Below are 22,331 nucleotides of genomic sequence, written 5' to 3' on the forward strand. Positions count from 1 at the left end.
GAAAGTATTACGGCCGTCAGTTGACCGCGGCGTAGTTGGCCTCGACCCATTCGGCGAAGCTGGGTCCCGCCAGCTTGGCGTGCGCACCGGGCAGCAGGCCGCCGTTTTCGAACTGCTCGCGGTCCGGGTTGGCCTGGTCGCTGCTCTCCTGGATCTGAGCCGGGTGGCCGACGCGGGCCGCCAGCGTCGCGGCGGCGCCCGCCATCGTCTCCGGCTGCGGGCCCGCGACCTCGGGGAACGGTCCGTCGGTCGACTCCGGAACCGGATTGACGGCCAGCTCGACCAACGTCTCCGCGACCGTGCGAGCGGCAACCAGCTGGGTGCGCATGTTCGGCAGGTACGCCACGTCACCCTGGGTTCCCCATTGGGTCATGACCTCGACCAGCTCATGGAACTGCGCGGCCCGCAGGATCTGCACCGGCAGCGGCCCCTCCAGCAACGCCGCCTCATGGGCGAGCTTCGCGGCGTTGTAGCCCGCGACCGAACCATCGATGCCGATGATGGACACCACAACCAACCGCTCGACGCCTGCCTTCTGCCCCGCCTCGTGCAGGTTCTTGGCAGCGGCACGGAAGAACTCTGTCGCGATGTCCTTGTCGGGGGACGGCGTGCTGGACGCGTCGATGACCACCTCGACCCCGTCGAGCGCCTCGACCAGCCCCGCGCCGGTCTCGATATCAACCCCATTCTTCCGGGAGAACGCGACAACCTCGTGGCCCTGCTCGTTCAGCACATCCACCACGTGGCGGCCCAGCCGTCCGGTCGCTCCGGCCACTGCGATCTTCTTGGTGTTCGACATGATTCCTCCTGTGTTCGGCTGCGGTGTTCCGCGTTCACAGAGAGGACGACACAGCCGAGGCGAGTGTGACATCACCCCGAACACCGACCGAGACGACACCGCCCGTAATCAGCGTCGGCCTGGTTGCCTGCGCCGCGGAGTCACCGAAATACTGTGCGTAACGCCAGCTTTGCGCAGGTCGACAAGCGAAGTTCGACCCGCTGGCTAGTCGGCTTGGGTCAGCGGGGCGCATTCAGGGCGGCGTGCAGGGTGGCCGCCCATTGCTGAACGATTTCCTTGCGCCGGGCGGAGTCGTCGGTGAGGACGTCGGCGAGACCGAGACCGCGAGCCAGGTCGAGGGTGGCCTGGACGAGGTGGTGGGTCACCGGATCGGAGTCGTCGACACCCAATGCGGCCACCGCGCGCCGGTGCGAGACGCGGCCGAACTTGGCTTCGAGTGGGACGATCCGCTCGCGCAAGGCCGGATCGGCGGCGGCATGGGTCCACACCTGGAGTGCCGCTTTGAACAGCGGGCCGGTGTAGGACTCGACCAGTCCGGCCACCACCGCCTCGGTGCGCGCGACACCGTCGGCGACGGCGGCGACCGTGTCGGCCTCTGCCCTCGCCTGATCGGTCCGCGTATCGAACATGTACTCCAATGCCGCGGTGATCAGATCTTCCCGTGTCGGGAAGTGATGCTGCGCCGCACCACGCGACACCCCGGCCCGTTCGGCGACCACCGACACCGTCGCCGACGCCCAGCCCTTTTCAGCAAGGCAGTCGATGGTCGCCTCGAGCAGCCGTTGCCGGGTTGCCCGGCTGCGGTCCTGCTTGGGTCCGTGGGGTGTCGCCATGGGCTTATTCTGCCCAGCTCGGTGGGCGGCGCTGCAGGAAGGCCGTCATGCCCTCGTGCACCTCGGGGGTTCCGAAGAAGCTCGCGGAACGTTTGGCGAGCTCCTCGGCCGACACATCGAACTCGGCCAGGATGGCCGCATTCACCAGCCGCTTGGCCTCGGCGAGGCCCTGCGGGGACCCCTTGCGCAGTTCCGCGGTCAGCCGCGCCACCTCGGCCGCCGGATCCTCGGCGGTGATGGTGACCAAACCGATCTGCTCGGCGACGTCGGCGCCGAACTTCTCCCCGGTGAGGTAGTAGCGGCTTGCCGCGCGTGGGCTGAGCCTCGGCAGCAGCGTCAGCGAAATCATGAACGGCGCCAAACCGATTCGCACCTCGGTGAGGGCGAAACTACTGCCGGGCCCGGCGACCACGATGTCGCAGGCGGCGACGATGCCCATACCACCGGCACGCACATTGCCGTCGATCTGCGCGATCACCGGCTTCGGAACTTCGACGATTCCGCGCAGCACACCGATCATCACACGGGTGCGCTCGTCGGCGGCCACGGCCGGATCGGCGTTGCTCGCCTCGGTCAGGTCGGCACCCGCGCAGAAGGTATTGCCGGTGTGGGCGAGCACGATTCCCCGCACCGCCGGATCGGTCGCCGCGTCGTCGAGGCCCTTCAGCAGCTCGGCGACCAGCTTGGAGGACAGCGCGTTGCGGTTGTGCGGTGAATCGAGCGTGAGTACCGCGAACCCGTCACGGACCTCGTAGCGCACGTACGGCGCTGTGGATGTCTCGGTCATCGAGCCTCCTCTGCGATATCAGTACGACTTGGGCAGGCCGAGGGAGTACTGGGCGACGAAATTCAGGACCATTTCACGACTGACCGGCGCGATGCGGCCGATCCGCGAGGCGGCGAGCATAGCGGCGAGGCCGTACTCCTTGGTCAGGCCCGCGCCACCATGGGTCTGGATGGCTTGATCGAGCGCCTTGATACTCGCCTCCGCCGCAGCGTATTTCGCCATATTCGCGGCCTCGGCCGCGCCCATCTCGTCACCTGCGTCGTACAGCGTCGCTGCCTTCTGCATCATCAGCTTGGCCAGCTCCACCTCGATTTTCACCTGGGCAAGCGGATGCGATATACCTTGGTGCGCACCGATCGGCGTCTTCCACACCGTGCGCTCCTTGGCGTATTCGACGGCGCGATCGATGGCGTACCTGCCGAGACCGACGGCCATGGCCGCACCCATGATGCGCTCGGGGTTCAGACCTGAGAACAATTGCATCAGCGCGGCATCTTCCTTGCCGACCAAGGCATCCGACGGCAGCCGCACGTCGTCGAGGAACAGCGTGAATTGGTGGTCCGGCTCGATGATATCCATTTCCTGGGGCGTCTTGACGAACCCGGGGGCATCGGTCGGCACGATGAACAGTGCGGGCTTGAGCTTGCCGGTCTTGTGGTCCTCGGTGCGGGACACGATGAGCACGGCCTCGGCCTGGTCCACACCGGAGATGAAGATCTTCCGGCCGTTGAGGATCCAGTCGTCGCCGTCGCGGCGCGCGGTGGTGGTGATCTGGTGCGAGTTCGACCCGGCGTCCGGCTCAGTGATGCCGAAGACCATCTTGCCGGTGCCGTCGGCGAGCTTGCCGAGCCATTCCCGCTTCTGCTCTTCGGTGCCGTACTTGCTGATGATGGTGCCGCAGATGGCCGGGGAGACCACCATCAGCAGCAGACCGGCGCCCTGCGCGGAGAGCTCCTCCATCACCAGCGACAGCTCGTACATGCCCGCGCCACCGCCGCCATACTCCTCGGGCAGGTTCACGCCGAGGAAGCCGAGTTTGCCTGCCTCGTCCCACAATTCGGTGAGCGGTTCGTTCTTGCGCGCCTTCGGCAGCACGTAGTCGCGGTAGCTGTACTTCGACGCGAGGGCGGCGACCGCGGCCCGTAGCGCCTTCTGCTCCTCGGTTTCGATAAAACTCATGAGTCCTTCTCCTGGTTGTCTTCGTCGACTGGATCCACGACTGCGAGAACGGCACCGACCTCGACCTGCTGGCCGACGGTGACGTTGAGGGCGCTGAGCACGCCGTCGGCGGGTGCGGCGATGGTGTGCTCCATCTTCATCGCCTCCAGCCAGAGGATGGGCTGGCCCTGTTCGACCCGGCTGCCGACCTCGGCGCCGAGCCGAATCACGCTGCCTGGCATGGGCGCGAGCAACGAGCCGGTGGCGACCTGGTCGGCCGGGTCCCTGAAGCGCGGCAGCCTGCGCACGGCGACCGGTCCCAGTGGCGAGTCCACGCAGACCAGATCGTCGTAGCGGGCGATATCGAAATACCTTCGGACCGCACCGCGTTCGCCGGGGACCGCGAGCACCACCCGATCGGGCGTCGATTCGACCAGGGCAAGGCCGTCATATCCATCGACGGTTACGCCGGCGCGGGTGGGACGGTAGGCGATGTCGTGGGTGCCGGTTGTCCGGCTCTCGTACGACTTGCGCTGCGCCTCGGAGGGCAGATTCCGCCAGCCTGCCGGCAGACCGCCACCGACCCTGGCCGCCTTGCGATTCGCCGCCGCGTCCGCGAGTGCGGCCGCGACGATCGAGAGTGCCTCATCGGCTTCGGACATCAAGGGCGCGGACAGCGTATCCAATCCGTGGGTGGTGAAGAACGCCGTGTCGGTGTCGCCCGCCAGGAACGCCGGGTGCCGCAGCACTCGGACCAGCAGGTCCCGGTTGGTGACCAGGCCGTGAATCTTCGCGCGCCGCAAGGCGGTCGCCAACAGGCGAGCCGCTTCGGCGCGGGTCTCGGCGTAGGAGATGACCTTGGCGAGCATCGGGTCGTAGTGCACGCCGACCACCGAGCCGTCGACGACGCCGGTGTCCAGTCGCACTCCCGGTTTGTCGAGCACATCGAATTCGGTGATTACCGAGGGGATGTCGATCCGATGGACGGTGCCGCTCTGTGGCTGCCAGTCGTGTGCGGGATCTTCGGCATACAACCGGACCTCGATGGAATACCCTCGCATCGCGGGTGCCGACAACGGCAGCGCGACCCCGGCCGCGACATCCAGTTGCAGCCGAACGAGATCGAGTCCGGTGGTGCATTCGGTCACCGGATGTTCCACCTGCAAGCGGGTGTTCATCTCCAGGAAGAAGAACTCGCCTTGCTCGTCGGCGAGGAATTCCACGGTGCCCGCGCCGGTGTAGCCGATAGCACCGGCGGCCAGCCGCGCCGCCTCGAACAGGCGCTCGCGCATGCCCTCAGTGCGCTCGACCAGCGGCGAGGGCGCTTCCTCGATCACCTTCTGATGGCGGCGCTGAATGGAGCATTCACGTTCGCCGACCGCCCAGATGGCGCCGTGGGTGTCCGCCATGATCTGGACCTCGATGTGGCGGCCGGTCTCCAGATAGCGCTCGCAGAATACGGTCGGATCGCCGAACGCGGATTCGGCTTCCCTCCGTGCGGCGGCGATCTGGGGTTCCAGGTCGCCGAGGCTGCGCACCACACGCATGCCGCGACCACCACCACCCGCGGAGGCCTTGATCAGCACGGGCAGATGCGCCTCGGTGACCTCGGCCGGATCGAGTTCGGCGAGCACGGGCACACCGGCGGCGTCCATCATCTTCTTGGCGGCGACCTTCGAGCCCATCTGCTCGATGGCCTCGACCGGCGGGCCGATCCATACCAGACCCGCGGCGAGCACCGCACGCGCGAAATCGGCATTCTCGGAGAGGAATCCGTAACCGGGGTGGATGGCATCGGCACCGGTGGCCAGCGCGGCCTCGATGATCAGCTCGCTGCGCAGGTAGGTCTCCGCGGGGGTATTGCCAGGAAGACGAACTGCGGCGTCGGCTTCACCGACGTGCGGTGCGGCGGCATCCGCGTCGGAATAGACAGCGACGGTGCCCAGGCCCATGCGGCGGCAGGTGGCGAATACCCGGCGGGCGATTTCGCCGCGGTTGGCGACCAGGACGTTCGTGAGCCCACCCGTCGCCCGGCCACCACCCCTCATCGAATCGCTTCGCGATGCTGTCATGTTTGCCCTCACATTCGGAAGACGCCGAAGCCATCGGCGCCCTTGATCGGGGAATTGTGAATGGCCGACAAGGACATTCCCAATACGGTGCGGGTATCGCGGGGGTCGATCACGCCGTCGTCGTACAGCCGTCCGGACATGAACATGGCCAGTGACTCGGCCTCGATCTGGGCCTCGATCATGGCGCGCATTCCGGCATCGGCGTTCTCGTCGAAGGGCAGACCCTTCGCCTCGGCGGCCGCGCGCCCGACGATGGAGATGACACCGGCCAGCTGCGCACCGCCCATGACGGCGGACTTCGCACTGGGCCAGGCGAAGACGAAGCGCGGGTCATAGGCGCGCCCGCACATGCCGTAGTGCCCGGCACCGTAGGAGGAGCCCATCAGCACCGAGATGTGCGGCACCTTCGAGTTGGAGACGGCGTTGATCATCATCGCGCCGTGCTTGATGATGCCCTTCTGCTCGTACTCCTTGCCGACCATGTATCCGGTCGTGTTGTGCAGGAACAACAGTGGGGTGTTCGACTTGTTGGCCAGCTGGATGAACTGGGTGGCCTTCTGCGACTCCTCGGAGAACAGGATGCCGCGCGCGTTGGCCAGAATGCCGACCGGATACCCGTGCAGTTCGGCCCATCCGGTGACCAGGCTGCTGCCGTAGAGCGGCTTGAACTCGTCGAAATCGGAGCCGTCGACAATGCGGGCGATCACCTCGCGCGGATCGAACGGAATCTTCAGATCCGGCGGGACGATGCCGAGCAGATCGGCCGGGTCGTACAGCGGCTCGATCACCTCGGTGCGTGGCGCGGGCCCCTGCTTTTTCCAGTTGAGCCGCTTGACGATGGCGCGTCCGATGCGGATCGCGTCCTGCTCGTCGAGCGCGTAGTAGTCCGCGAGACCCGAGACCCGCGCGTGCATGTCGGCGCCGCCGAGCGATTCGTCGTCGGACTCCTCACCGGTGGCCATCTTGACCAGGGGCGGGCCGCCGAGGAACACCTTGGAGCGTTCCTTGATCATCACCACGTGGTCGGACATGCCGGGGATGTAGGCGCCACCGGCGGTCGAGTTGCCGAAAACCAGCGCGATGGTCGGGATGCCCGCCGCGGAGGCCTGCGTGAGGTCGCGGAACATCCGACCGCCGGGAACGAAGACTTCCTTCTGCGTCGGCAGGTCCGCGCCACCGGATTCGACCAACGAGATCACCGGCAGCCGGTTCTCTCGCACGATATCGTTGATGCGCAAGGTCTTTCGCAGCGTCCACGGATTGGATGTGCCGCCGCGCACCGTCGGGTCGGGCGCGACGATCATGCACTCGACGCCCTCGACGATGCCGATTCCGGCGATAGTGCTCGCGCCGACGTGGAATTCGCTGCCCCATCCGGCGAGCGCGCACAGCTCCAGAAACGGGGAATCCTCATCGATGAGCAGCTCGATGCGTTCGCGCGCGGTCAGCTTGCCGCGCTTGCGATGTCGGGCCAGCTTGTCCGGGCCGCCACCGGCGATCGCCTTGGCGAACTCGGCCTCCACCTCGGCGAGCTTGGTGGTCATGGCCTCGGCGGCCGCCGTGTACTCCGGCGATCCGGTATCGAGCGTCGTGCGTAGTGTCGTCAAGACTGGTACCCCAATCGTTTCGCCGCCAGGCCGGTCAGGATTTCGGTGGTGCCGCCGCCGATGCCGATGATGCGGATATCGCGGTACTGCCGTTCCACCTCGGATTCGCGCATGTAGCCGAGGCCGCCGAACAGCTGCACGGCCTGGTTGGCCACCCATTCGCCCGCCTCGACGGCGGTGTTCTTGGCGAAGCACACCTCGGCGATCAGATCGGTTTCGCCGTTCGCGCTGCGCTGGGCTACGTCGCGGGTGTAGACCCGGGCCACATCGATGCGACGAGCCATTTCGGTCACCGTGTTCTGCACGGACTGCCTGCTGATCAGCGGGCGGCCGAAGGTCTCGCGGTTGCGAACCCACTCCAGGGTCAGGTCCAGGCAGCGCTGGGCCTGCGAATATGCCTGCACCGCAAGGCCAACGCGTTCACTGACGAATGCGCCAGCGATCTGATAGAAGCCGGAGTTCTCCGCGCCGACCAGGTTCTGCGCCGGGACACGGACATCCACGTAGGACAGCTCGGCGGTGTCGGAGGCAAGCCAGCCCATCTTCTCGAGCTTGCGGCTCACCGTGAAACCCGGCGTGCCCTTCTCCACGACGAGCAGCGAAATACCGCCGGCACCAGGGCCGCCCGTGCGCACCGCGGTGACGACGAAGTCGGCGCGGACGCCCGAGGTGATGTAAGTCTTGGCGCCGTTGACGATGTAGTGGTCGCCGTCGCGGCGCGCGGTGGTGGTGAGGTGGCCGACGTCGGAGCCGCCGCCCGGCTCGGTGATGGCGAGTGAGCCGATCTTGTCACCGGCCAGGGTCGGGCGCGCGAAGCGCTCGATCAGGTCTTCGTTGCCGGAGGCGATGATGTGCGGCACCGCGATACCGCAGGTGAACAGCGAGGCGAACAGGCCGCCGGAGCCACCTGCCTGGTGCAGTTCCTCGCAGACGATCATGGCGTCGATGCCGTCACCGCCGGAACCGCCGGCGGATTCCGGGAATTGGATGCCGAGCAGGCCGAGCGCACCCGCCTTCTTGTGCAGTTCGCGCGGAATCTCGCCGTCGCGCTCCCAGTCGTCCAGGTACGGGAGCACCTCCCGTACGGCGAAACCTCGTACGGTGGCGCGCAATTCGCGGCGCTCGGGGGTGTTCCAGGGACTCACCGCAATACTCACAGCCCCATCACCTCCGGACGCGACTCCCCTTGCGTCGAGGCAGTCGTGTCGACGGCTCGATACGGGTGGGCGCTTGGCGGGTAGTGCTCACTCATTGCAACAGCTCCGATGGGATGTCGATGTGACGCGAGCGCAGCCATTCGCCGAGCCCCTTGGCTTGCGGGTCGAATCGGGCCTGGTAGGCCACGCCCTTCCCGAGCATGCCTTCGATGATGAAGTTCACGGCACGCAGATTCGGCAGCACATGCCGGGTGACGGTCAGTGAAGCGGCTTCGGGCAGTAGCTCTTTGATCCGTTCGACGGTGAGCGTGTGCGCGAGCCAGCGCCACTGGTCATCGGTGCGTACCCAGACGCCGATATTGGCGTTGCCACCCTTGTCGCCACTGCGCGCCAGCGCGATCGTGCCGAGCGGTACCCGGCGAGTCTCGCTGGTGGCCAACGGTTCCGGAAGTTCTGGTTCGGCGAGTTCGGCGAGTTCCTCGGTATCGGATGCGGGCGCGATGTCGACCCGGGTGCCCTCCGGGAGCACTGCCGCGTGCGGAACCTCGGTGGCATCGACGAATCCGGGTGTGTACACACCGTATGGCGAGCCGTTGCCGGGCAGGCTGGTGAAGCTGGTGCCCGGGTAGCTGGCCAAGGCCAGTTCGACCGCCACATTGGAGAATGCGCGGCCGACCTTGTTGGGGTCGGGATCGCGAACCACACAGCGCAATAGCGCGCTGGCCTGCTCCTCGGTTTCGGCGTCCGGTCGATCGAGACGAGCCAGCGTCCAGGTCAGCTCCGCGGGCCGCACGGGCAGCCAGGACTCCAGCTGACGTTGCGCCAGTTCGGCTTTCGCCTCGATATCCAATCCGGTGAGGATGAACTCCATCTCGTTGCGAAAACCGCCGAGTGTATTCAGCGAAACCTTGAGCTGCGGCGGTGGTGCCTCGCCGGTCACACCGCTGATCCGCACGCGGTCGGGGCCGTCCTGACCGAGCCGGATGGTGTCCAGCCGCGCGGTGACATCCGGTCCGGCGTAGCGCGCGCCCTGGATTTCGTACATCAGCTGCGCTTCGACGGTGTCCACGGTGACCGCGCCGCCGGTGCCCTGATGCTTGGTGATGACGCTGCTGCCGTCGCTGCGCACTTCGGCGATCGGGAAGCCGGGGCGGCCGAGATCGGCCAGCTCCTTGAAGAAGGCGAAGTTGCCACCGGTGGCCTGGGTGCTGCATTCGATGACGTGCCCCGCGACCACCGCACCGGCCAGCTGGTCGTAATCGGCTCGGCCCCAACCGAAGTGGGCGGCGGCCGGGCCGACGATCACCGAGGCGTCGGTGACGCGACCGGTGACCACGATGTCCGCGCCCGCGTTCAAGCATTCGACAATGCCCCAGGCACCGAGGTAGGCATTGGCGGTCAGCGGTGCGCCGAGGCCGAGTTCGCCTGCTCTGCCGAGCAAGTCGTCACCCTCGACATGGGCGACCTTCGCGTCCAGGCCCAGATCCGCGGCGACCTTGCGCAGCTTCTGCGCCAGCCCGGCGGGATTGAGACCGCCCGCGTTCGTGACGATCTGGACGTTGCGCTCGAGCGCGAGCCCGAGACAGTCCTCGATCTGGCGCACGAAAGTCTTGGCGTAGCCGAGGCTGGGATCCTTCATTCGATCCCGGCCAAGAATCAGCATGGTCAGCTCGGCGAGATAGTCGCCGGTGAGCACATCGAGCTGCCCGCCCTCGAGCATCTCGCGCATCGCACTGAGCCGATCGCCGTAGAACCCGGAACAGTTGCCGATCCGGATCACCTCCGGATCGGCGGCCAGCATACTCATACCGATCCCCTCGAGACGCAACTCCGCCTTCGTCGAACCGATCGATCGACGGCTCGAGACGGGTGGACCCGGGACGGGTAATGCCCACTCACAGCCCCATCACCTCCGGACGCGACTCCTCTTTCGTCGAAGCAGTCCTATCGACGGCTCGAGACGGGTGGACCCGGGACGGGTAATGCCCACTCATCGGCTGGAAGCCCTCCTGTGCGGCGAACCGTCCCGGCGCAGCCGCGTTGCCGCACCAGTGAAGTCCGCGTACCGGAGACCAGCATCACATCCGAGCGAGAAAAAAGCAAGCACGCGTGCTTGTTAATTGCACACGCTTCCCTTTGCCCCCACACGCTGGGAGTAAGCTCCCCGGCGTGTCCTCCATCCTCCTGCTCGCCCTCGCCGGATTCCTCCTCGGCGGCGCCTACTCCACCTGGAAGACCGTCCGCCCACTGTCGATCGCGCTGGCCGTGTGTGCGGTACTCGCTGCGGCAGGCGCAATCGCCTGGATGACGTAGGCGGCCACGCGACCACCCGTCAGTTCGACGACAACCGGAAGATCCGCAAATCCTCCGGGACGCCACTGAGCGGGGCGGCGAAGAAACTGCGCCGATACGGCTTCACCGTGTACCCCAGTTCCTCCAGCGTCTCGGGATGCAGTGACTCCAGCGTCGCCTCGGACAACATCGTGTTGCCGTTGCCACCCGCCTCCATCACCCGGGCCGCGATGGTGACGTCGACACCGAGCCAGTCGCCACCGATCTCACGCGGGGAACCGGTGTGCAGCCCGACGCGCATCTGCGGGCGATAGCCGCGGACCTCGACGCCGGCCAGGTTGCGCTTGGCGTGCTCCGCGGCGCGGACCGCGCGATCGGCCGAGGTGAATACGGCCATCACGCCGTCGCCCATGCGCTTGACGACATGACCGCCGCGATCGGCGATCGGCGGCTCGATGGCCTTCGCAACCACCCGCAATAGTTCAAGGGTCGCCTCATCGCCCGCCGACAGCGACCAACCGGAGAACGCCACCAGATCGGTGAACATCACAGTTATCTCTTGGCTACCTCTGCCGCGACCGACTCGCTCCAGCATGGCCTGCCAGACCTGCAGCGCGCCGAAGCCGATCTCGCGGGCCGCGCTAGGTGTGTCACCGACCAGTTTGTCCGCAGCGCGGGCGACCGCGCGAGCGCCGCCAGGACCCGAAACCGACAGTGGGTCACCGAAAGCCGGATCACCTGGAAGCTGCTCGCGCGCCTTGCGCAGTGCGCCGATCAGATCCGGTCGCTGATTGGCCGCGTTCATCAGTGCGGAAAGCTGCCCCCTGCGAAGTTTTGGAGCCGGACGACGCGGAGAATCGTCCTCGTCGGCAGGTACCAGCGGGATGACTACCTCCGGCGGCACGCCGCCGGTCTCCTCCGGCCCCGACCCGGGCTCAGCACCGCCGGAAGGTGTTTCGCTCACGCCCCGAGCGTATCTCAGCCGACCTACCGTCGGCGGGTTACTTATTGTCGTCACCGGCAACCTCTCGATCGGACGGAGCGGGCACTACATTGGGTCCGCCGATGGATAACGTGATGGTTGCTGGGACCGATGCTACCTAGCACGGATTCCAGAGGGAAGCGTCCTATTTCACAGTTTCCGGGATGTTCACAAGCGGTCCCAATTGTCCTGAAACGAGACCGCCGGCCCGGTGTGGAAGGGGATTCACACACCGGACCGGCGGTCACACCGTCCACCGGGCAGTGGCAGGCGGTGAGAAGGGCGCGCGAGTCCTCCCGACAAGGTCACGCGCCCCACACCCGAGTGGCGAGGTAGGGCTACTCGGGTAGTTCTCGGATCAGGCGTCGCGCTGGTTGACTGCCACCAGCGCCGCACCGAAGACGATCACCACGAAGGCGGTGAAGTAGGCCAGGCTGCCCCACACGCCCCAGTGCCAGTTCGCGGTGGACTCCGAAGAGCTCACGAAGCGAGTGATGTTCTGGAAGGGCAGGAACGGCGCCACATTGCGACCGAAGCTGCCGAATGCGCTCAGCAGCGGCTCGATCAGCAAGGACCACAACACAACCAGGGAGATCGCCGCGGCCGACTGCCGAACGAGCACACCGATTCCGATGGCGAGTGCGACGGCAAGGAACGCGTAGATCGGGATGCCGTACACCGAGCGCCAATGATCCTCGAGGACAATATCGGCGGCCGCCTTCGAACCACCGACCACCTTGGCGACGGCAATGGCGATCAGCGCGATGATGGTGGTGAGCACCGCACCGAAGCCGCCGACCAGAGCGGTCTTGGTCGCGAGGACCTTCGTCCGGTTCGGTACCGCCTGGAACGTCGTCCGGATCACGCCGAAGCGGTATTCGCTGGTCACCGTCAGCGCGGACATGATCATCAGGACCATGATGCCGAAGCCGGTCACACCCGCGGTCGCGGTGCCGATGTCCAGCGTCGGCGTCCCTTCGGCGGGGTTGTCACCCGCGGAACGCACGACCAGCGCGAACAGCGCCGACAATCCGATGCCGAGCACCACGATGATGGCCGAGCACCACCAGGGCGACCTGGTCGAGGTGAGCTTGATTCGTTCTGCTGCCAGCACGCCCATCAGAGCGCACCTCCCATCACCTGATCGAAGCCTTCGCCGTGGTACTGCACCGCGCCGCCGGTCATCCGCATGAATGCCTCTTCCAGCGAGGCCCGCTGCGGCGTGAGCTCGAACAGCGTGATGTCGTTCGCGCCCGCGAGCTTGCCGACGTCATCGCTGGTCACACCCGCCACGACGAGTGCTGGGCCGTCGGTGCCCTCACCGTCCTCACGCACGGTCATGCCGTTGGAAGTGAGCACGCTGCGCAGCTGTTCGAGCTGCGGGCTGCGGACCCGCACCGACGCTTCCGAGGCGCGTTCGATGAATTCCTGAGTGGTCGTATCGGAGATCAACTGCCCCTTGCCGATCACGACCAGGTGCTCGGCGGTCTGCGCCATCTCCGAGAGCAGATGGCTCGACACCAGCACGGTGCGGCCCTCGGTGGCCAGCCGCTGCATGAACCGCCGGATCCAGAGGATGCCCTCGGGGTCGAGGCCGTTGACCGGCTCGTCGAACAGCAGCACCTGTGGATCACCGAGCAGTGCGCCCGCCAGGCCGAGCCGCTGCGACATGCCGAGCGAGAAACCACCCGCGGTCTTGCCCGCCACCTCGGACAGGCCGACCAGTCGCAACACCTCGTCGACGCGCGAGGATGCGATGTCGTTGGATGCGGCCATCCACTGCAGGTGGGCACGCGCCGAGCGATTGGGATGCACCCATTTCGCGTCCAGCAGCGCGCCGACGGCTCGCAGCGGGTGGTCGAGCTCGTGGTAAGGCTTGCCGTTGATCAGTGCGGTGCCCGCAGTGGGCTTGTCCAGCCCGAGGATCATCCGCATAGTGGTCGATTTACCGGCGCCGTTGGGTCCAAGGAAGCCTGTCACCTGTCCGGGTCGAACGGTGAAAGACAGATCCTGAACCGCTACGGTCTGCCCGAAGTGCTTGGTCAGGCCCCTCAGTTCGATCATGACCACCAGCATTCCGTAAAAACGAGCCGGGCGCGTCAATAGAAAGTGTCGAGTCGGATCATCCTCGAGGATGACCTCGACCCCGAGGGGCCTGCGGATGTCCCCTACTGATCAGCGAGTGCAGGGGATGACGCCTGCGCCCAGAAGCGCTTGGGGATGCGGCCGGCCTGGCGGGCGAGATGACCCGCGCGGACGGCGTCGGCCATGGCGGCGGCCATCAGCGCGGGACGCTTGGCCCTTGTCACCGCAGTGGCCAGCAGGACGGCCGAGCAGCCGAGTTCCATCGCCAATGCGGCGTCGCTCGCGGTGCCGATGCCCGCATCGAGGATGACGGGGACGCCCGCGGCGGCGACGATCATCTCGATATTGTGCGGGTTACCGATGCCGAGGCCGGTGCCGATCGGGGCGCCTAGCGGCATCACCGCGGCGCAGCCGGCGTCCTCCAGCCTGCGGGCCAGAATGGGGTCATCGGTGGTGTAGGGCAGCACTACGAAACCGGCGTCGACCAATTGTTCTGCGGCGGTGAGCAATTCGATGGGGTCGGGCAGCAGGGTGCGCTCGTCGGCGATCACCTCCAGCTTCACCCAGTTGGTGTCGAGCGCCTCGGCCGCCAGCTGCGCGGTGAGCACCGCTTCGGCGGCGGTACGACAGCCCGCAGTGTTGGGCAGGGCCGTAATGTCCAGGCGCTTCAGCAGATCGAGCACACCGGTGCCGCCGACCGCGTCGACTCGGCGCATCGCGACCGTGGTGAGTTCGGTGCCAGAGGCAATCAGCGCCTCCTCGAGTACGGCGAGGTTATCCGCGCCGCCGGTACCCATGATCAGCCGGGAGCCGAACCGCTTGCCCGCGATCTCCAGCGCGCCCCCGCTCTCCAGTGCGTCAGCCACCCTGGACCGCCGTGAGCACCTCGATCTGCCAGCCGCGGCCGACCGGCTCGCCCCAGCGGGACTTCGGGAACACCGCACCGTCCACCGCGAGCGCGACGCCCTGGTTCGGCAGCCCGAGACGGTCGAGCAGTTCACGCACCGTGAGTGCTTCGGCGAACTCGTGGTCCTGACCGTTCACGGTGACACCGATGGGGAATGAGGTCGCGGTCATCGAATTCCTCCTGCGGACGACGATAAGGACGGCGCGTCCGGCGCCGAAAAGCGTTGCGGATCGGCGGCTTCCGCCTCGGCGAGCACCGCTCCACCGAGCAGGCTCAGCACCGCGTCGACAGTGAGCGGTACGGCGAGCATGCCGTTGCGGCCGTGGCCGGTCGCCGCGACGATCCGGTCGGCGAGCCTGCCGATCAGCGGCAGATTGTCCGGGGTCCCCGGCCGCGAACCCGCACTGGCCTCGGCCAATTCGTATTCGCCGATACCGGGCAGCACCGCCTCGGCATCCGCGATCAGGTCGCGAACACCTGCCACGGTCACCGCGGTGTCGAAGCCTGCCTCGTATTGCGTTGCGCCGACCACGATTCCGTCCGCCCGCGGCACCAGGTAGACCGGCCTGCCGTGCACGCGGGCCCGGATCACCCGCGTCGGCGGCGGCGTCGCGCCCGGCCGATGCCGCAGGCGCAGGATCTCCCCCTTGACGGGGCGAACCGGTAGCTGGGGCCACAGCCCGGCGGAGGCGGCGCCCGCCGCGAGCACGATCTGATCGTGCGGCAGCGCATCGAGATCGGTGACCGATTCGCCGCGGAACTCGACTCCCGCGGCCACGCAGGCCCGCCGCAGCGCATCCAGCAGACGCCTGTTGTCGATGGCGGGCTCGGCGGGTGCGAGCAGACCGGCGCGCACGGTGCGGGCCAGCGCGGGCTCCAGCGCACGCACGCCTGCCCGATCCAACAGTCGCAGCTCGTAGCCGCGACTGCCGACCCAGTCGGCCACGGTGCGCAGGTCAGCGGCATCGGCACCGTCCAGCGCAACGGTCAGTGTTTCGTCGGCGACGAATACCGATACCTCGGTCGCGGCCTGAATACGCTCGGCGAAATCCGGCCAGCGGGCCAGCGAGGCGGCACCGAATTCGAGGACGCGGTCCTCCCCCGGCCAGCCTTCCGACAGCGGTGCGAGCATGCCACCGGCAACCCAGGAAGCGCCGGACCCGACGGCGGGGTCGAAAAGGGTGACCGTCCAGCCCGCCTGCGCGGTCCGCCAGGCCACCGCGAGTCCGATGGCGCCGCCACCGACGACAGCCAAAGTCCGCATCCGTTTCACCTGCCTTCTATTCGCATCCCCACGTTAGCGCGGCTACGGTCGAGGGCGTGCAACCCTCCCACCCGTACCGGCTCCTACCGCCCAGGGAGCGTCTGGCAACCGCACGGCTCTATCTCTGCACCGACGCTCGTCGGGATAAGGGCGATCTGGCCAAGTTCGCCGAAGCGGCGCTCGCGGGCGGCGTCGACATCATTCAGCTCAGGGACAAGGGCTCGCCCGGTGAGGCGAAGTTCGGCCCGCTGGAGGCCAAGGCTGAGCTCGGCGCGCTTGCCGAACTCAAGGCGGCAGCCCGCAGGCACGGTGCGCTGATCGCGGTGAACGACCGCGCCGATATCGCGCTGGCGGCAGGCGCCGATGTGCTGCACCTCGGCCAGGGTGACCTGCCGCCCTGGTACGCCCGGCGCATCCTCGGACCCGACGTGGTGATCGGCCGCTCTACCCACAATCGCGCACAGGCCGGACTCGCCGCTGTCGACGAGCACATCGATTACTTCTGCACCGGCCCGGTGTGGACGACGCCGACCAAACCGGGCCGTCAGGCCGCCGGGCTGGATCTGGTGCGCTCCACCGCCGACGCCCACCCCACCCGGCCCTGGTTCGCGATCGGCGGTGTCGACGGCCCGCGATTGCCGGAACTGCTCGAGGCGGGGGCCGATCGCATTGTCGTGGTGCGGGCCATCACCGAAGCCCGCGATCCGGAGGCCGCAGCGCGGGAGCTCAAGGCCGTGCTACTCGAAAATGCCTAGCGGTCAGGACAGCACCTGAACACGGGTGAGCGAGAGGATCGGATCGACCGCAACGGCGACCGGGGCCGAGTCCTGATCCGGCGGTATGTCCGTGGCAACCGCGTCCACCACCATCGGATCGATGATGCGGGCGTAGCCGCCGGGGCCTTCGGGGTCGGAGTGCAGCCAGACAAAACCTTCGTCGGCCAGGTCGACCGTGCGGGGCAACGCGGCCGTGATGGCGGGAGCATCCGGGACATCGGTGAGGAAGACGCGGGCCGGGGCCGCACGCAGCGACGGCCAGGAAGCGGCGAAGCCGGGGTGCAGCGGCCGGGCCTCGACCTCGTCCTCCGGCACCCAGGCCAACGCGGTGCTCTCGCGGTTGCGACTGGTCGGCAGGGTCATGACGGCATCGGCGACCACGGTTGTGTAAGTCCAGCCGCTCGACGAGGACGCGGTGACGCGCTCCCCGCGCACCCGGACATCGGCCGGATTGATCCCCGCCTCCTCCCATGCCTCGCGCACCGCCGCGTGCACAGAAGTTTCGTGGCTGTCGCGGGCGCCGCCGGGCAGCGCCCAGGTGCCGCCCTGATGACTCCACAGCGCGCGATGCTGCAACAACACGGCAGAACCACCGCCAGCGAGCGGAGCGCGAAGCAGCAGCCCAGCGGCGCCGAAGCGGCCCCAGTGTCGCAAGCCGTCCGGGTCGCGCGACCAACCGTCACCGTCACCACGCATCTGCAAACCCATCCTCATCCAGCCGTGGCAGGGGTGTTTCACACGCCACGGCACCGGTAAGACCACAATAAACTCCGACACGGCGCGTACGTGCGCCACAAAACCGGGGAGGTGGAGATGGCTCGCACCGAGCAGGCGACGGCTGCGCAGCCGCCGTCGGTCGTTACCGAGCCCGCGCGCAAGCATCTCGGTGCGGCGCGCAGCTCGGCGGTGCGAGAGCATCTCGACCCGGCCAATCTGCGATCGTTCGCGCAGTCCTCACCGGGGCGGCTGATCGCGATCGCCCTGGTCCTCATCGGCCTATGCCTGGCGGCAGGCATCGTGACGGCGGCGACGGTGAGCGATCGGCAGCAGGCGCTCGACATCCTGCTGAACGACACAGAACCGGACGCGCAATCCGCCCAGCGCCTCTACACCACGCTGTCCATCGCGGACGCCGCGGCGAGTACCGCGTTCATCTCGGGCGGCCTGGAACCGGCAGCCGTGCGCGACCGATACAGCCAGGCACTCGGCGAGGCGTCCGAGGAGCTGGTGACCCTGTCGGGACACGCCCCCGTAGAAGCTGCAGACCCCGACGCCCGACTACGGACCGGCATCGGCACCGGCCTGCCCGTGTATTCGGGTTTGATCGAGACGGCCCGCGCGAACAATCGCAGCGGATACCCGGTCGGCGCGGCGTATTTGAGCGAGGCATCGAATCAGATGCAGACGATACTGCTGCCGATGGCTCAGGAACTGCAGGACCACCGGTCGGGCGCCGTCGACGCGGCCCAACGCCATCATGTGCGGCCGCCATGGCCCGCCATCGTGCTGCTGATACTCGCATTGGGATTCTTGATCTGGGCACAGGTCGAGCTGGCCAAGCGCTGGCATCGCGTGATCAATCCGGGACTGCTGCTCGCCTCGGGCGCGATGCTGATCCTGTTGGTGTGGACCGTGGTTGCCGGGTCGATCTCGGCCGGATCGATGATCAGCGGCCGCGACGGCGCCGCGGTGCCCGCCTCCCGGTTGACCGAGAGTCGAATCCTGACCCAGCAGGCGCGTTCCGCCGAAACACTGAAGCTGGTACGGCGCGACGCGACCGGCGACTACGACCGCACCTACGATTACAGCATCGCCCGGCTCACCGAACTGCTCGACGGCTACCCGACGCGCGCGCCCGCGGCCGGGGACGTCGCGACTGCCCGTACCGCACTCGCGCGTTGGCGCGCCGCGCATCAACGGATGAACGAAACCCTTGCCCACGGCGACTTCAACGGCGCCGCGGCCGTCGCCACCGGCCCCGGCACCGCGGATGCCGCCGCGCAAGTGGAGGCACTGGACGCGTCGCTCGGCCAGGCACTTGCCGATACCAGGGACACCTTGCGCGGCAAGATCTCCCAGGGTGCCCGAGTACTCGACTTCCTGGCTACCGGCGCCATGGTGCTCGGCATTCTTGCCGCGGGCTGGGTCGGCCTCGGCCTCTGGCCTCGACTGCGGGAGTACCGATGACCACGACCCGCGGCATCCTGGCCGCCGCCCTCGTCGCCGTCGCCTTTATCGGCGGCTGTGCCAGCGACTCGATCTCGTCCGCACCGGCCAAGACGGTCCGCTACAACGAACCGCCGCTGCCCGCCAAAGCCATTCCCGTGCTACCGAATACGCCGATCACACCGCAGGCCACATCACAGTGCGGTGATCCGACCGCCAGCCTGCGGCCGACCTCGGGGGCCAGCGGGCCGACCATCGACGCCATCCGCGCCCGCGGCAGGCTGGTGGTCGGACTGGACACGGGCAGCAACCTGTTCAGCTTCCGCGATCCGGTCAGTGGTGCCGTCGTCGGCTTCGACGCCGATATCGCCAAGGAGGTCGCGCGCGATCTGCTCGGCAGCCCGGATCTGATCGAATACCGCAGTCTCGGTTCCGCCGACCGGGAGCAGGCCCTGCAGGATCACACCGTCGACCTGGTCGCCAAGACCATGACGATCACTTGTGAACGGTGGCAGAAGGTTTCGTTCTCCACCGTGTACCTGCGCGCCAACCAGCGAGTGCTCGCGGTGAAGAACTCGGGCATCAACGGCCTCAGCGACCTCGCGGGCAGGCGAGTGTGCGTGGTGCGCGGCACCACCTCGCTGGACCGGATCCGCCAAGAACAGCCCGGCGCCACCATCCTCTCGGTGCCGACCTGGGCGGATTGCCTGGTGGTTCTGCAGCAGCGCCAGGTCGACGCGGTGAGCACCGACGACGCCATCCTGGCCGGGCTGGCCGCGCAGGATCCCTACACTCATCTGGTCGGCGGCAGCATCAGCGTCGAGCCGTACGGCCTCGGCATCCCCAAGGGCAACAACGATCTGGTGCGTTCCGTCAACGGGACGCTGGAGCGGATCCGGGCCGACGGCACCTGGACCAGAATCTATCGGCAGTGGCTTTCGGTGCTGGGCCCCGCGCCCGCGCCACCCGAGCCAACCTATCTGGACTGACCGCCGATGACGACGAAGCATGGTGCTGCCCCGGACAATTCCGCCGGTTCCGGCGGGGATGAATCGCCTGCCCAGCAGGCGGATGCGGCCGACAGCGACCTAGCAGGCACCCAAGCGGCTCGACCGGCGGCCGACCAGAACAGCGGGTCGGGCACCATGGCCGAATCCGCAGCCGCCGGCTGCACGGCGGCCGATTTCTCGGTCGACACTCGGCGGCCGCAGTCGGAGCCGAATTCGAATGCCACGATGCGGACCTCCGGCCGCAGCGTGCGCACCGTCCGCTCGCGCCCGACGGTCCGCAGGCTCGGCGCTGGATTGGTGTCGATCCCGACCATCGTGCCCGCCGATCCGCTCGATGCGATGCTCACCGATCCCGTTGTCTCCGAAGGCAGACGCTTCTGCTGGCGCTGCGGCAGTCCGGTCGGCCGGGCTACCGCGATCCGGCCCTCAACGACCGAGGGAACGTGCGGAACCTGCGGCGCGCCCTACGACTTCCGGCCCTCACTGCACCCTGGTGACCTGGTGTCGAACCAATACGAGATCCAGGGCTGCATCGCCCACGGCGGGCTCGGCTGGATCTATCTGGCGATCGACCGCAATGTGAGCGACCGCTGGGTGGTACTCAAAGGCCTGCTGCACGCGGGTGACGGCGAGGCCCAGGCCGTTGCCGTTGCCGAGCGCCAATTCCTTGCCGAGGTAGCGCATCCCAGCATCGTCAAGATCCACAACTTCGTCGAGCACACCGGCCAGGACGGGGAGACGGTCGGCTACATCGTCATGGAATACGTCGGCGGCAAATCGCTGCGCGACATCCTCGACACCTATCCGCGGCACCAGCGGATGCCGGTCGCCGAGGCCATTGCCTATCTGCTGGAGATCCTGCCCGCGCTCGACTACCTGCACTCGATCGGATTGACCTACAACGACCTCAAGCCCGACAACATCATGGTCACCGAGGATCAGGTGAAGCTGATCGATCTGGGTGCTGTCGCCACGCTCGAAGCGTACGGAAACCTATACGGCACCAGGGGTTTCCAGGCTCCCGAAATCGCAAGGACCGGACCGACTGTGGCGTCGGACATCTACACCGTCGGGCGGACGCTTGCCGTGCTTACATTGAGCATGCCGATGGAGCAGGGCCGCTATCTCGACGGAATTCCCGACGCCGCGGGATATCCCGTGCTCGAGCGCCACGAGTTCTTCCACCGGTTGCTGTTGTCGGCGACCGATCCCGATCCCGAGCACCGCTTCCCCTCCGCTCGCGCCATGTCCGCACAGCTGGCGGGGGTGTTGCGGGAAATTCTGGCCGGCGAGACCGGGACCGAACATCCGCAGCTGTCCACGGTGTTCAGCCCGCAGCGCGCCAGTTTCGGCACCGACGAGCTGATCAGTCAGACCGATGCCTACGCCGACGGAATCGGCCGCAGCAGTCAGCTCCGGGCGCGCGATGTCGCCGCGGCGCTTCCTGTTCCGCTCATCGATCCGATGGATCCATCCGCACCACTGCTCGCCGCCGCGGTGCACCCGGACCCACAGCAGGCACTGGAAGCACTGCGCGAAGCGCGGGAGCGCGCCGAGTCCGATCCCGACAACGCACCGGAGACAATGGATCTGGAGCTGACAATCGCCGAGGCGCGGGTGCGACTCGACCTCGGCGAGTCGGCCACCGTGCTGGGCATGCTGTCGCGGATACCCGCCGATCATGACTGGCGTATCGATTGGCATATCGGCCAGGCCCAGTTGCTGGAGCTGGACTACGAGAAGGCTTTCGCCAGTTTCGACGCGGTGCTGCAGGTGCTGCCGGGGGAGATCGCGCCGAAGCTGGCGCTGGCTGCCACGGCGGAACTGATACTGCAGCACTGGGATTCCGACGATCCGGAGCAATGGCGGGTTTATGCCGAGAAGTTCTACGACACCGTATGGCGCACCGATCGCGCGGTGGTGAGCGCCGCATTCGGCCTGGCCAGGCAGCTGGCCGCGGCGGGCCGGGTCGCCGATGCGGTGCAGGCGCTCGACGAGGTTCCCGCCGCGTCGCGGCACTACACCACCGCTCGAATGACCTCCGTACTGCTCCTGCTCACCGCGGCACCGGTGGCCGACCTCGAGGAAACGACACTGCACATCGCCGCCTCCCGCATACTTGCCATCCCGAAGGGCGAGAGCCGCGCCGTCCAGATGCGCGTCCTGGTACTCGGCGCGGCGCTGGCCTGGCTGCAAGCGGGAAATACGCCGAAGCGGCAGGACGCCACGCTGTTCGGCGCCCCCTTCACCGACCGCGACCTGCGCGAAGGCACCGAAACAAACCTGCGCGCTTTGGCCAGAAGCGCACCGGGCCGAAACCATCGCTACGCCTTGGTCGATCTGGCCAACGCCATCCGAGCCAAGACCTGGATCTGAGAAAAAACCCGGCCGGGAGGGAAGACCGGCCGGGTCGGATCGCTGTCGCTGTGTGATTTC

At 67.4% G+C, this 22,331-nt stretch carries 20 protein-coding genes; 5 read left to right on the forward strand and 15 right to left on the reverse strand.

All coding sequences use genetic code 11. From position 1 onward, the window contains the following. Positions 1–16: 16 nt before the first annotated feature. From ACFQZZ_RS28225 to ACFQZZ_RS28260, 8 genes are all read right to left on the reverse strand, one after another. Positions 17–799 carry an SDR family oxidoreductase gene (locus ACFQZZ_RS28225; RefSeq protein WP_378686780.1) on the reverse strand — a complete coding sequence of 261 codons (783 nt, stop codon included), beginning with the start codon at positions 797–799 and terminating at the stop codon, positions 17–19. Positions 800–1,017: 218 nt separating this feature from the next. Beyond that, positions 1,018–1,632, reverse strand: coding sequence for a TetR/AcrR family transcriptional regulator (locus ACFQZZ_RS28230; RefSeq protein WP_378686782.1), 615 nt, complete (start codon positions 1,630–1,632; stop codon positions 1,018–1,020). Between the two features lie 4 nt (positions 1,633–1,636). Further along, positions 1,637–2,419 (reverse strand): enoyl-CoA hydratase family protein, encoded by a 783-nt coding sequence (locus tag ACFQZZ_RS28235; protein WP_378686784.1) that lies wholly within the window; start codon positions 2,417–2,419, stop codon positions 1,637–1,639. Between the two features lie 18 nt (positions 2,420–2,437). Further along, positions 2,438–3,598 carry an acyl-CoA dehydrogenase family protein gene (locus tag ACFQZZ_RS28240; protein ID WP_378686785.1) on the reverse strand — a complete coding sequence of 387 codons (1,161 nt, stop codon included), beginning with the start codon at positions 3,596–3,598 and terminating at the stop codon, positions 2,438–2,440. Continuing rightward, positions 3,595–5,649 (reverse strand): acetyl/propionyl/methylcrotonyl-CoA carboxylase subunit alpha, encoded by a 2,055-nt coding sequence (locus ACFQZZ_RS28245; RefSeq protein ID WP_378686787.1) that lies wholly within the window; start codon positions 5,647–5,649, stop codon positions 3,595–3,597. The genes ACFQZZ_RS28240 and ACFQZZ_RS28245 overlap by 4 nt, the downstream gene beginning before the upstream one ends. A gap of 8 nt (positions 5,650–5,657) precedes the next feature. Further along, positions 5,658–7,256 (reverse strand): acyl-CoA carboxylase subunit beta, encoded by a 1,599-nt coding sequence (locus ACFQZZ_RS28250; RefSeq protein WP_378686789.1) that lies wholly within the window; start codon positions 7,254–7,256, stop codon positions 5,658–5,660. Continuing rightward, positions 7,253–8,401, reverse strand: a complete 1,149-nt coding sequence (locus ACFQZZ_RS28255; protein WP_378687141.1) for an acyl-CoA dehydrogenase family protein — start codon at positions 8,399–8,401, stop codon at positions 7,253–7,255. The genes ACFQZZ_RS28250 and ACFQZZ_RS28255 overlap by 4 nt, the downstream gene beginning before the upstream one ends. Before the next feature lie 103 nt (positions 8,402–8,504). Continuing rightward, positions 8,505–10,220: an acyclic terpene utilization AtuA family protein gene (locus tag ACFQZZ_RS28260; protein WP_378686791.1), complete on the reverse strand. Its 1,716-nt coding sequence runs from the start codon at positions 10,218–10,220 to the stop codon at positions 8,505–8,507. A gap of 362 nt (positions 10,221–10,582) precedes the next feature. On the opposite strand from ACFQZZ_RS28260, the gene ACFQZZ_RS28265 reads away from it, so the two are divergent. Further along, on the forward strand, positions 10,583–10,726 hold the full coding sequence (locus ACFQZZ_RS28265; RefSeq protein ID WP_378686793.1) for a hypothetical protein: 144 nt from the start codon (positions 10,583–10,585) through the stop codon (positions 10,724–10,726). A 19-nt stretch (positions 10,727–10,745) separates the two neighbouring features. Here ACFQZZ_RS28265 and ACFQZZ_RS28270 read toward each other — a convergent pair whose 3' ends face one another. The 6 genes from ACFQZZ_RS28270 to thiO form a co-directional block, all read right to left on the reverse strand. Next, complete coding sequence (locus ACFQZZ_RS28270) at positions 10,746–11,510, reverse strand: adenylate/guanylate cyclase domain-containing protein (protein ID WP_378687143.1); 765 nt, start codon at positions 11,508–11,510, stop codon at positions 10,746–10,748. A gap of 535 nt (positions 11,511–12,045) precedes the next feature. Further along, the gene (locus ACFQZZ_RS28275; protein WP_378686795.1) at positions 12,046–12,807 is read right to left on the reverse strand and encodes an ABC transporter permease; all 762 of its coding nucleotides are present in this window, start codon (positions 12,805–12,807) and stop codon (positions 12,046–12,048) included. Then, positions 12,807–13,751, reverse strand: coding sequence for an ABC transporter ATP-binding protein (locus ACFQZZ_RS28280; RefSeq protein WP_378686797.1), 945 nt, complete (start codon positions 13,749–13,751; stop codon positions 12,807–12,809). Before ACFQZZ_RS28280 ends, ACFQZZ_RS28275 begins: the two co-directional genes overlap by 1 nt. Positions 13,752–13,855: 104 nt before the next feature. Continuing rightward, positions 13,856–14,626 carry a thiazole synthase gene (locus ACFQZZ_RS28285; protein ID WP_378687145.1) on the reverse strand — a complete coding sequence of 257 codons (771 nt, stop codon included), beginning with the start codon at positions 14,624–14,626 and terminating at the stop codon, positions 13,856–13,858. 4 nt (positions 14,627–14,630) lie between these two features. Continuing rightward, positions 14,631–14,849, reverse strand: a complete 219-nt coding sequence (gene thiS, locus ACFQZZ_RS28290) for a sulfur carrier protein ThiS (RefSeq protein ID WP_378686799.1) — start codon at positions 14,847–14,849, stop codon at positions 14,631–14,633. Continuing rightward, positions 14,846–15,943 (reverse strand): glycine oxidase ThiO, encoded by a 1,098-nt coding sequence (thiO, locus tag ACFQZZ_RS28295; protein WP_378686801.1) that lies wholly within the window; start codon positions 15,941–15,943, stop codon positions 14,846–14,848. The genes thiS and thiO overlap by 4 nt, the downstream gene beginning before the upstream one ends. Positions 15,944–15,999: 56 nt before the next feature. On the opposite strand from thiO, the gene thiE reads away from it, so the two are divergent. Further along, on the forward strand, positions 16,000–16,698 hold the full coding sequence (gene thiE, locus ACFQZZ_RS28300; RefSeq protein WP_378686803.1) for a thiamine phosphate synthase: 699 nt from the start codon (positions 16,000–16,002) through the stop codon (positions 16,696–16,698). A gap of 3 nt (positions 16,699–16,701) precedes the next feature. Here thiE and ACFQZZ_RS28305 read toward each other — a convergent pair whose 3' ends face one another. After that, positions 16,702–17,415, reverse strand: a complete 714-nt coding sequence (locus ACFQZZ_RS28305) for an NUDIX domain-containing protein (RefSeq protein WP_378686805.1) — start codon at positions 17,413–17,415, stop codon at positions 16,702–16,704. A 117-nt stretch (positions 17,416–17,532) separates the two neighbouring features. Here ACFQZZ_RS28305 and ACFQZZ_RS28310 point away from each other — a divergent pair, with 117 nt between their 5' ends. The 3 genes from ACFQZZ_RS28310 to ACFQZZ_RS28320 are packed head-to-tail and all read left to right on the forward strand — an operon-like array spanning position 17,533 to position 22,271. Continuing rightward, positions 17,533–18,906 (forward strand): hypothetical protein, encoded by a 1,374-nt coding sequence (locus ACFQZZ_RS28310; protein WP_378686807.1) that lies wholly within the window; start codon positions 17,533–17,535, stop codon positions 18,904–18,906. Then, positions 18,903–19,874, forward strand: a complete 972-nt coding sequence (locus ACFQZZ_RS28315) for a glutamate ABC transporter substrate-binding protein (RefSeq protein WP_378686809.1) — start codon at positions 18,903–18,905, stop codon at positions 19,872–19,874. The genes ACFQZZ_RS28310 and ACFQZZ_RS28315 overlap by 4 nt, the downstream gene beginning before the upstream one ends. A 6-nt stretch (positions 19,875–19,880) precedes the next feature. Further along, positions 19,881–22,271: a serine/threonine-protein kinase PknG gene (locus tag ACFQZZ_RS28320; protein WP_378686811.1), complete on the forward strand. Its 2,391-nt coding sequence runs from the start codon at positions 19,881–19,883 to the stop codon at positions 22,269–22,271. The last annotated feature ends 60 nt before the right edge of the window (positions 22,272–22,331 follow it).

Source organism: Nocardia sp. GCM10030253 (assembly GCF_042675075.1).
In the GTDB taxonomy this organism is placed as follows: Bacteria; Actinomycetota; Actinomycetes; order Mycobacteriales; family Mycobacteriaceae; genus Nocardia.

Excerpts from the sequence above, each read along its gene's own strand:
- thiO (WP_378686801.1), bottom strand. The coding sequence starts at position 15,943 with ATGCGGACTTTGGCTGTCGTCGGTGGCGGCGCCATCGGACTCGCGGTG.
- thiS (WP_378686799.1), bottom strand. The coding sequence starts at position 14,849 with ATGACCGCGACCTCATTCCCCATCGGTGTCACCGTGAACGGTCAGGAC.
- ACFQZZ_RS28305 (WP_378686805.1), bottom strand. The coding sequence starts at position 17,415 with ATGCGTGGTGACGGTGACGGTTGGTCGCGCGACCCGGACGGCTTGCGA.
- ACFQZZ_RS28280 (WP_378686797.1), bottom strand. The coding sequence starts at position 13,751 with ATGATCGAACTGAGGGGCCTGACCAAGCACTTCGGGCAGACCGTAGCG.
- ACFQZZ_RS28315 (WP_378686809.1), top strand. The coding sequence starts at position 18,903 with ATGACCACGACCCGCGGCATCCTGGCCGCCGCCCTCGTCGCCGTCGCC.
- ACFQZZ_RS28240 (WP_378686785.1), bottom strand. The coding sequence starts at position 3,598 with ATGAGTTTTATCGAAACCGAGGAGCAGAAGGCGCTACGGGCCGCGGTC.
- ACFQZZ_RS28260 (WP_378686791.1), bottom strand. The coding sequence starts at position 10,220 with ATGAGTATGCTGGCCGCCGATCCGGAGGTGATCCGGATCGGCAACTGT.
- ACFQZZ_RS28310 (WP_378686807.1), top strand. The coding sequence starts at position 17,533 with ATGGCTCGCACCGAGCAGGCGACGGCTGCGCAGCCGCCGTCGGTCGTT.
- ACFQZZ_RS28230 (WP_378686782.1), bottom strand. The coding sequence starts at position 1,632 with ATGGCGACACCCCACGGACCCAAGCAGGACCGCAGCCGGGCAACCCGG.
- ACFQZZ_RS28320 (WP_378686811.1), top strand. The coding sequence starts at position 19,881 with ATGACGACGAAGCATGGTGCTGCCCCGGACAATTCCGCCGGTTCCGGC.
- ACFQZZ_RS28270 (WP_378687143.1), bottom strand. The coding sequence starts at position 11,510 with ATGAACGCGGCCAATCAGCGACCGGATCTGATCGGCGCACTGCGCAAG.
- ACFQZZ_RS28235 (WP_378686784.1), bottom strand. The coding sequence starts at position 2,419 with ATGACCGAGACATCCACAGCGCCGTACGTGCGCTACGAGGTCCGTGAC.
- ACFQZZ_RS28245 (WP_378686787.1), bottom strand. The coding sequence starts at position 5,649 with ATGACAGCATCGCGAAGCGATTCGATGAGGGGTGGTGGCCGGGCGACG.
- ACFQZZ_RS28275 (WP_378686795.1), bottom strand. The coding sequence starts at position 12,807 with ATGGGCGTGCTGGCAGCAGAACGAATCAAGCTCACCTCGACCAGGTCG.
- ACFQZZ_RS28225 (WP_378686780.1), bottom strand. The coding sequence starts at position 799 with ATGTCGAACACCAAGAAGATCGCAGTGGCCGGAGCGACCGGACGGCTG.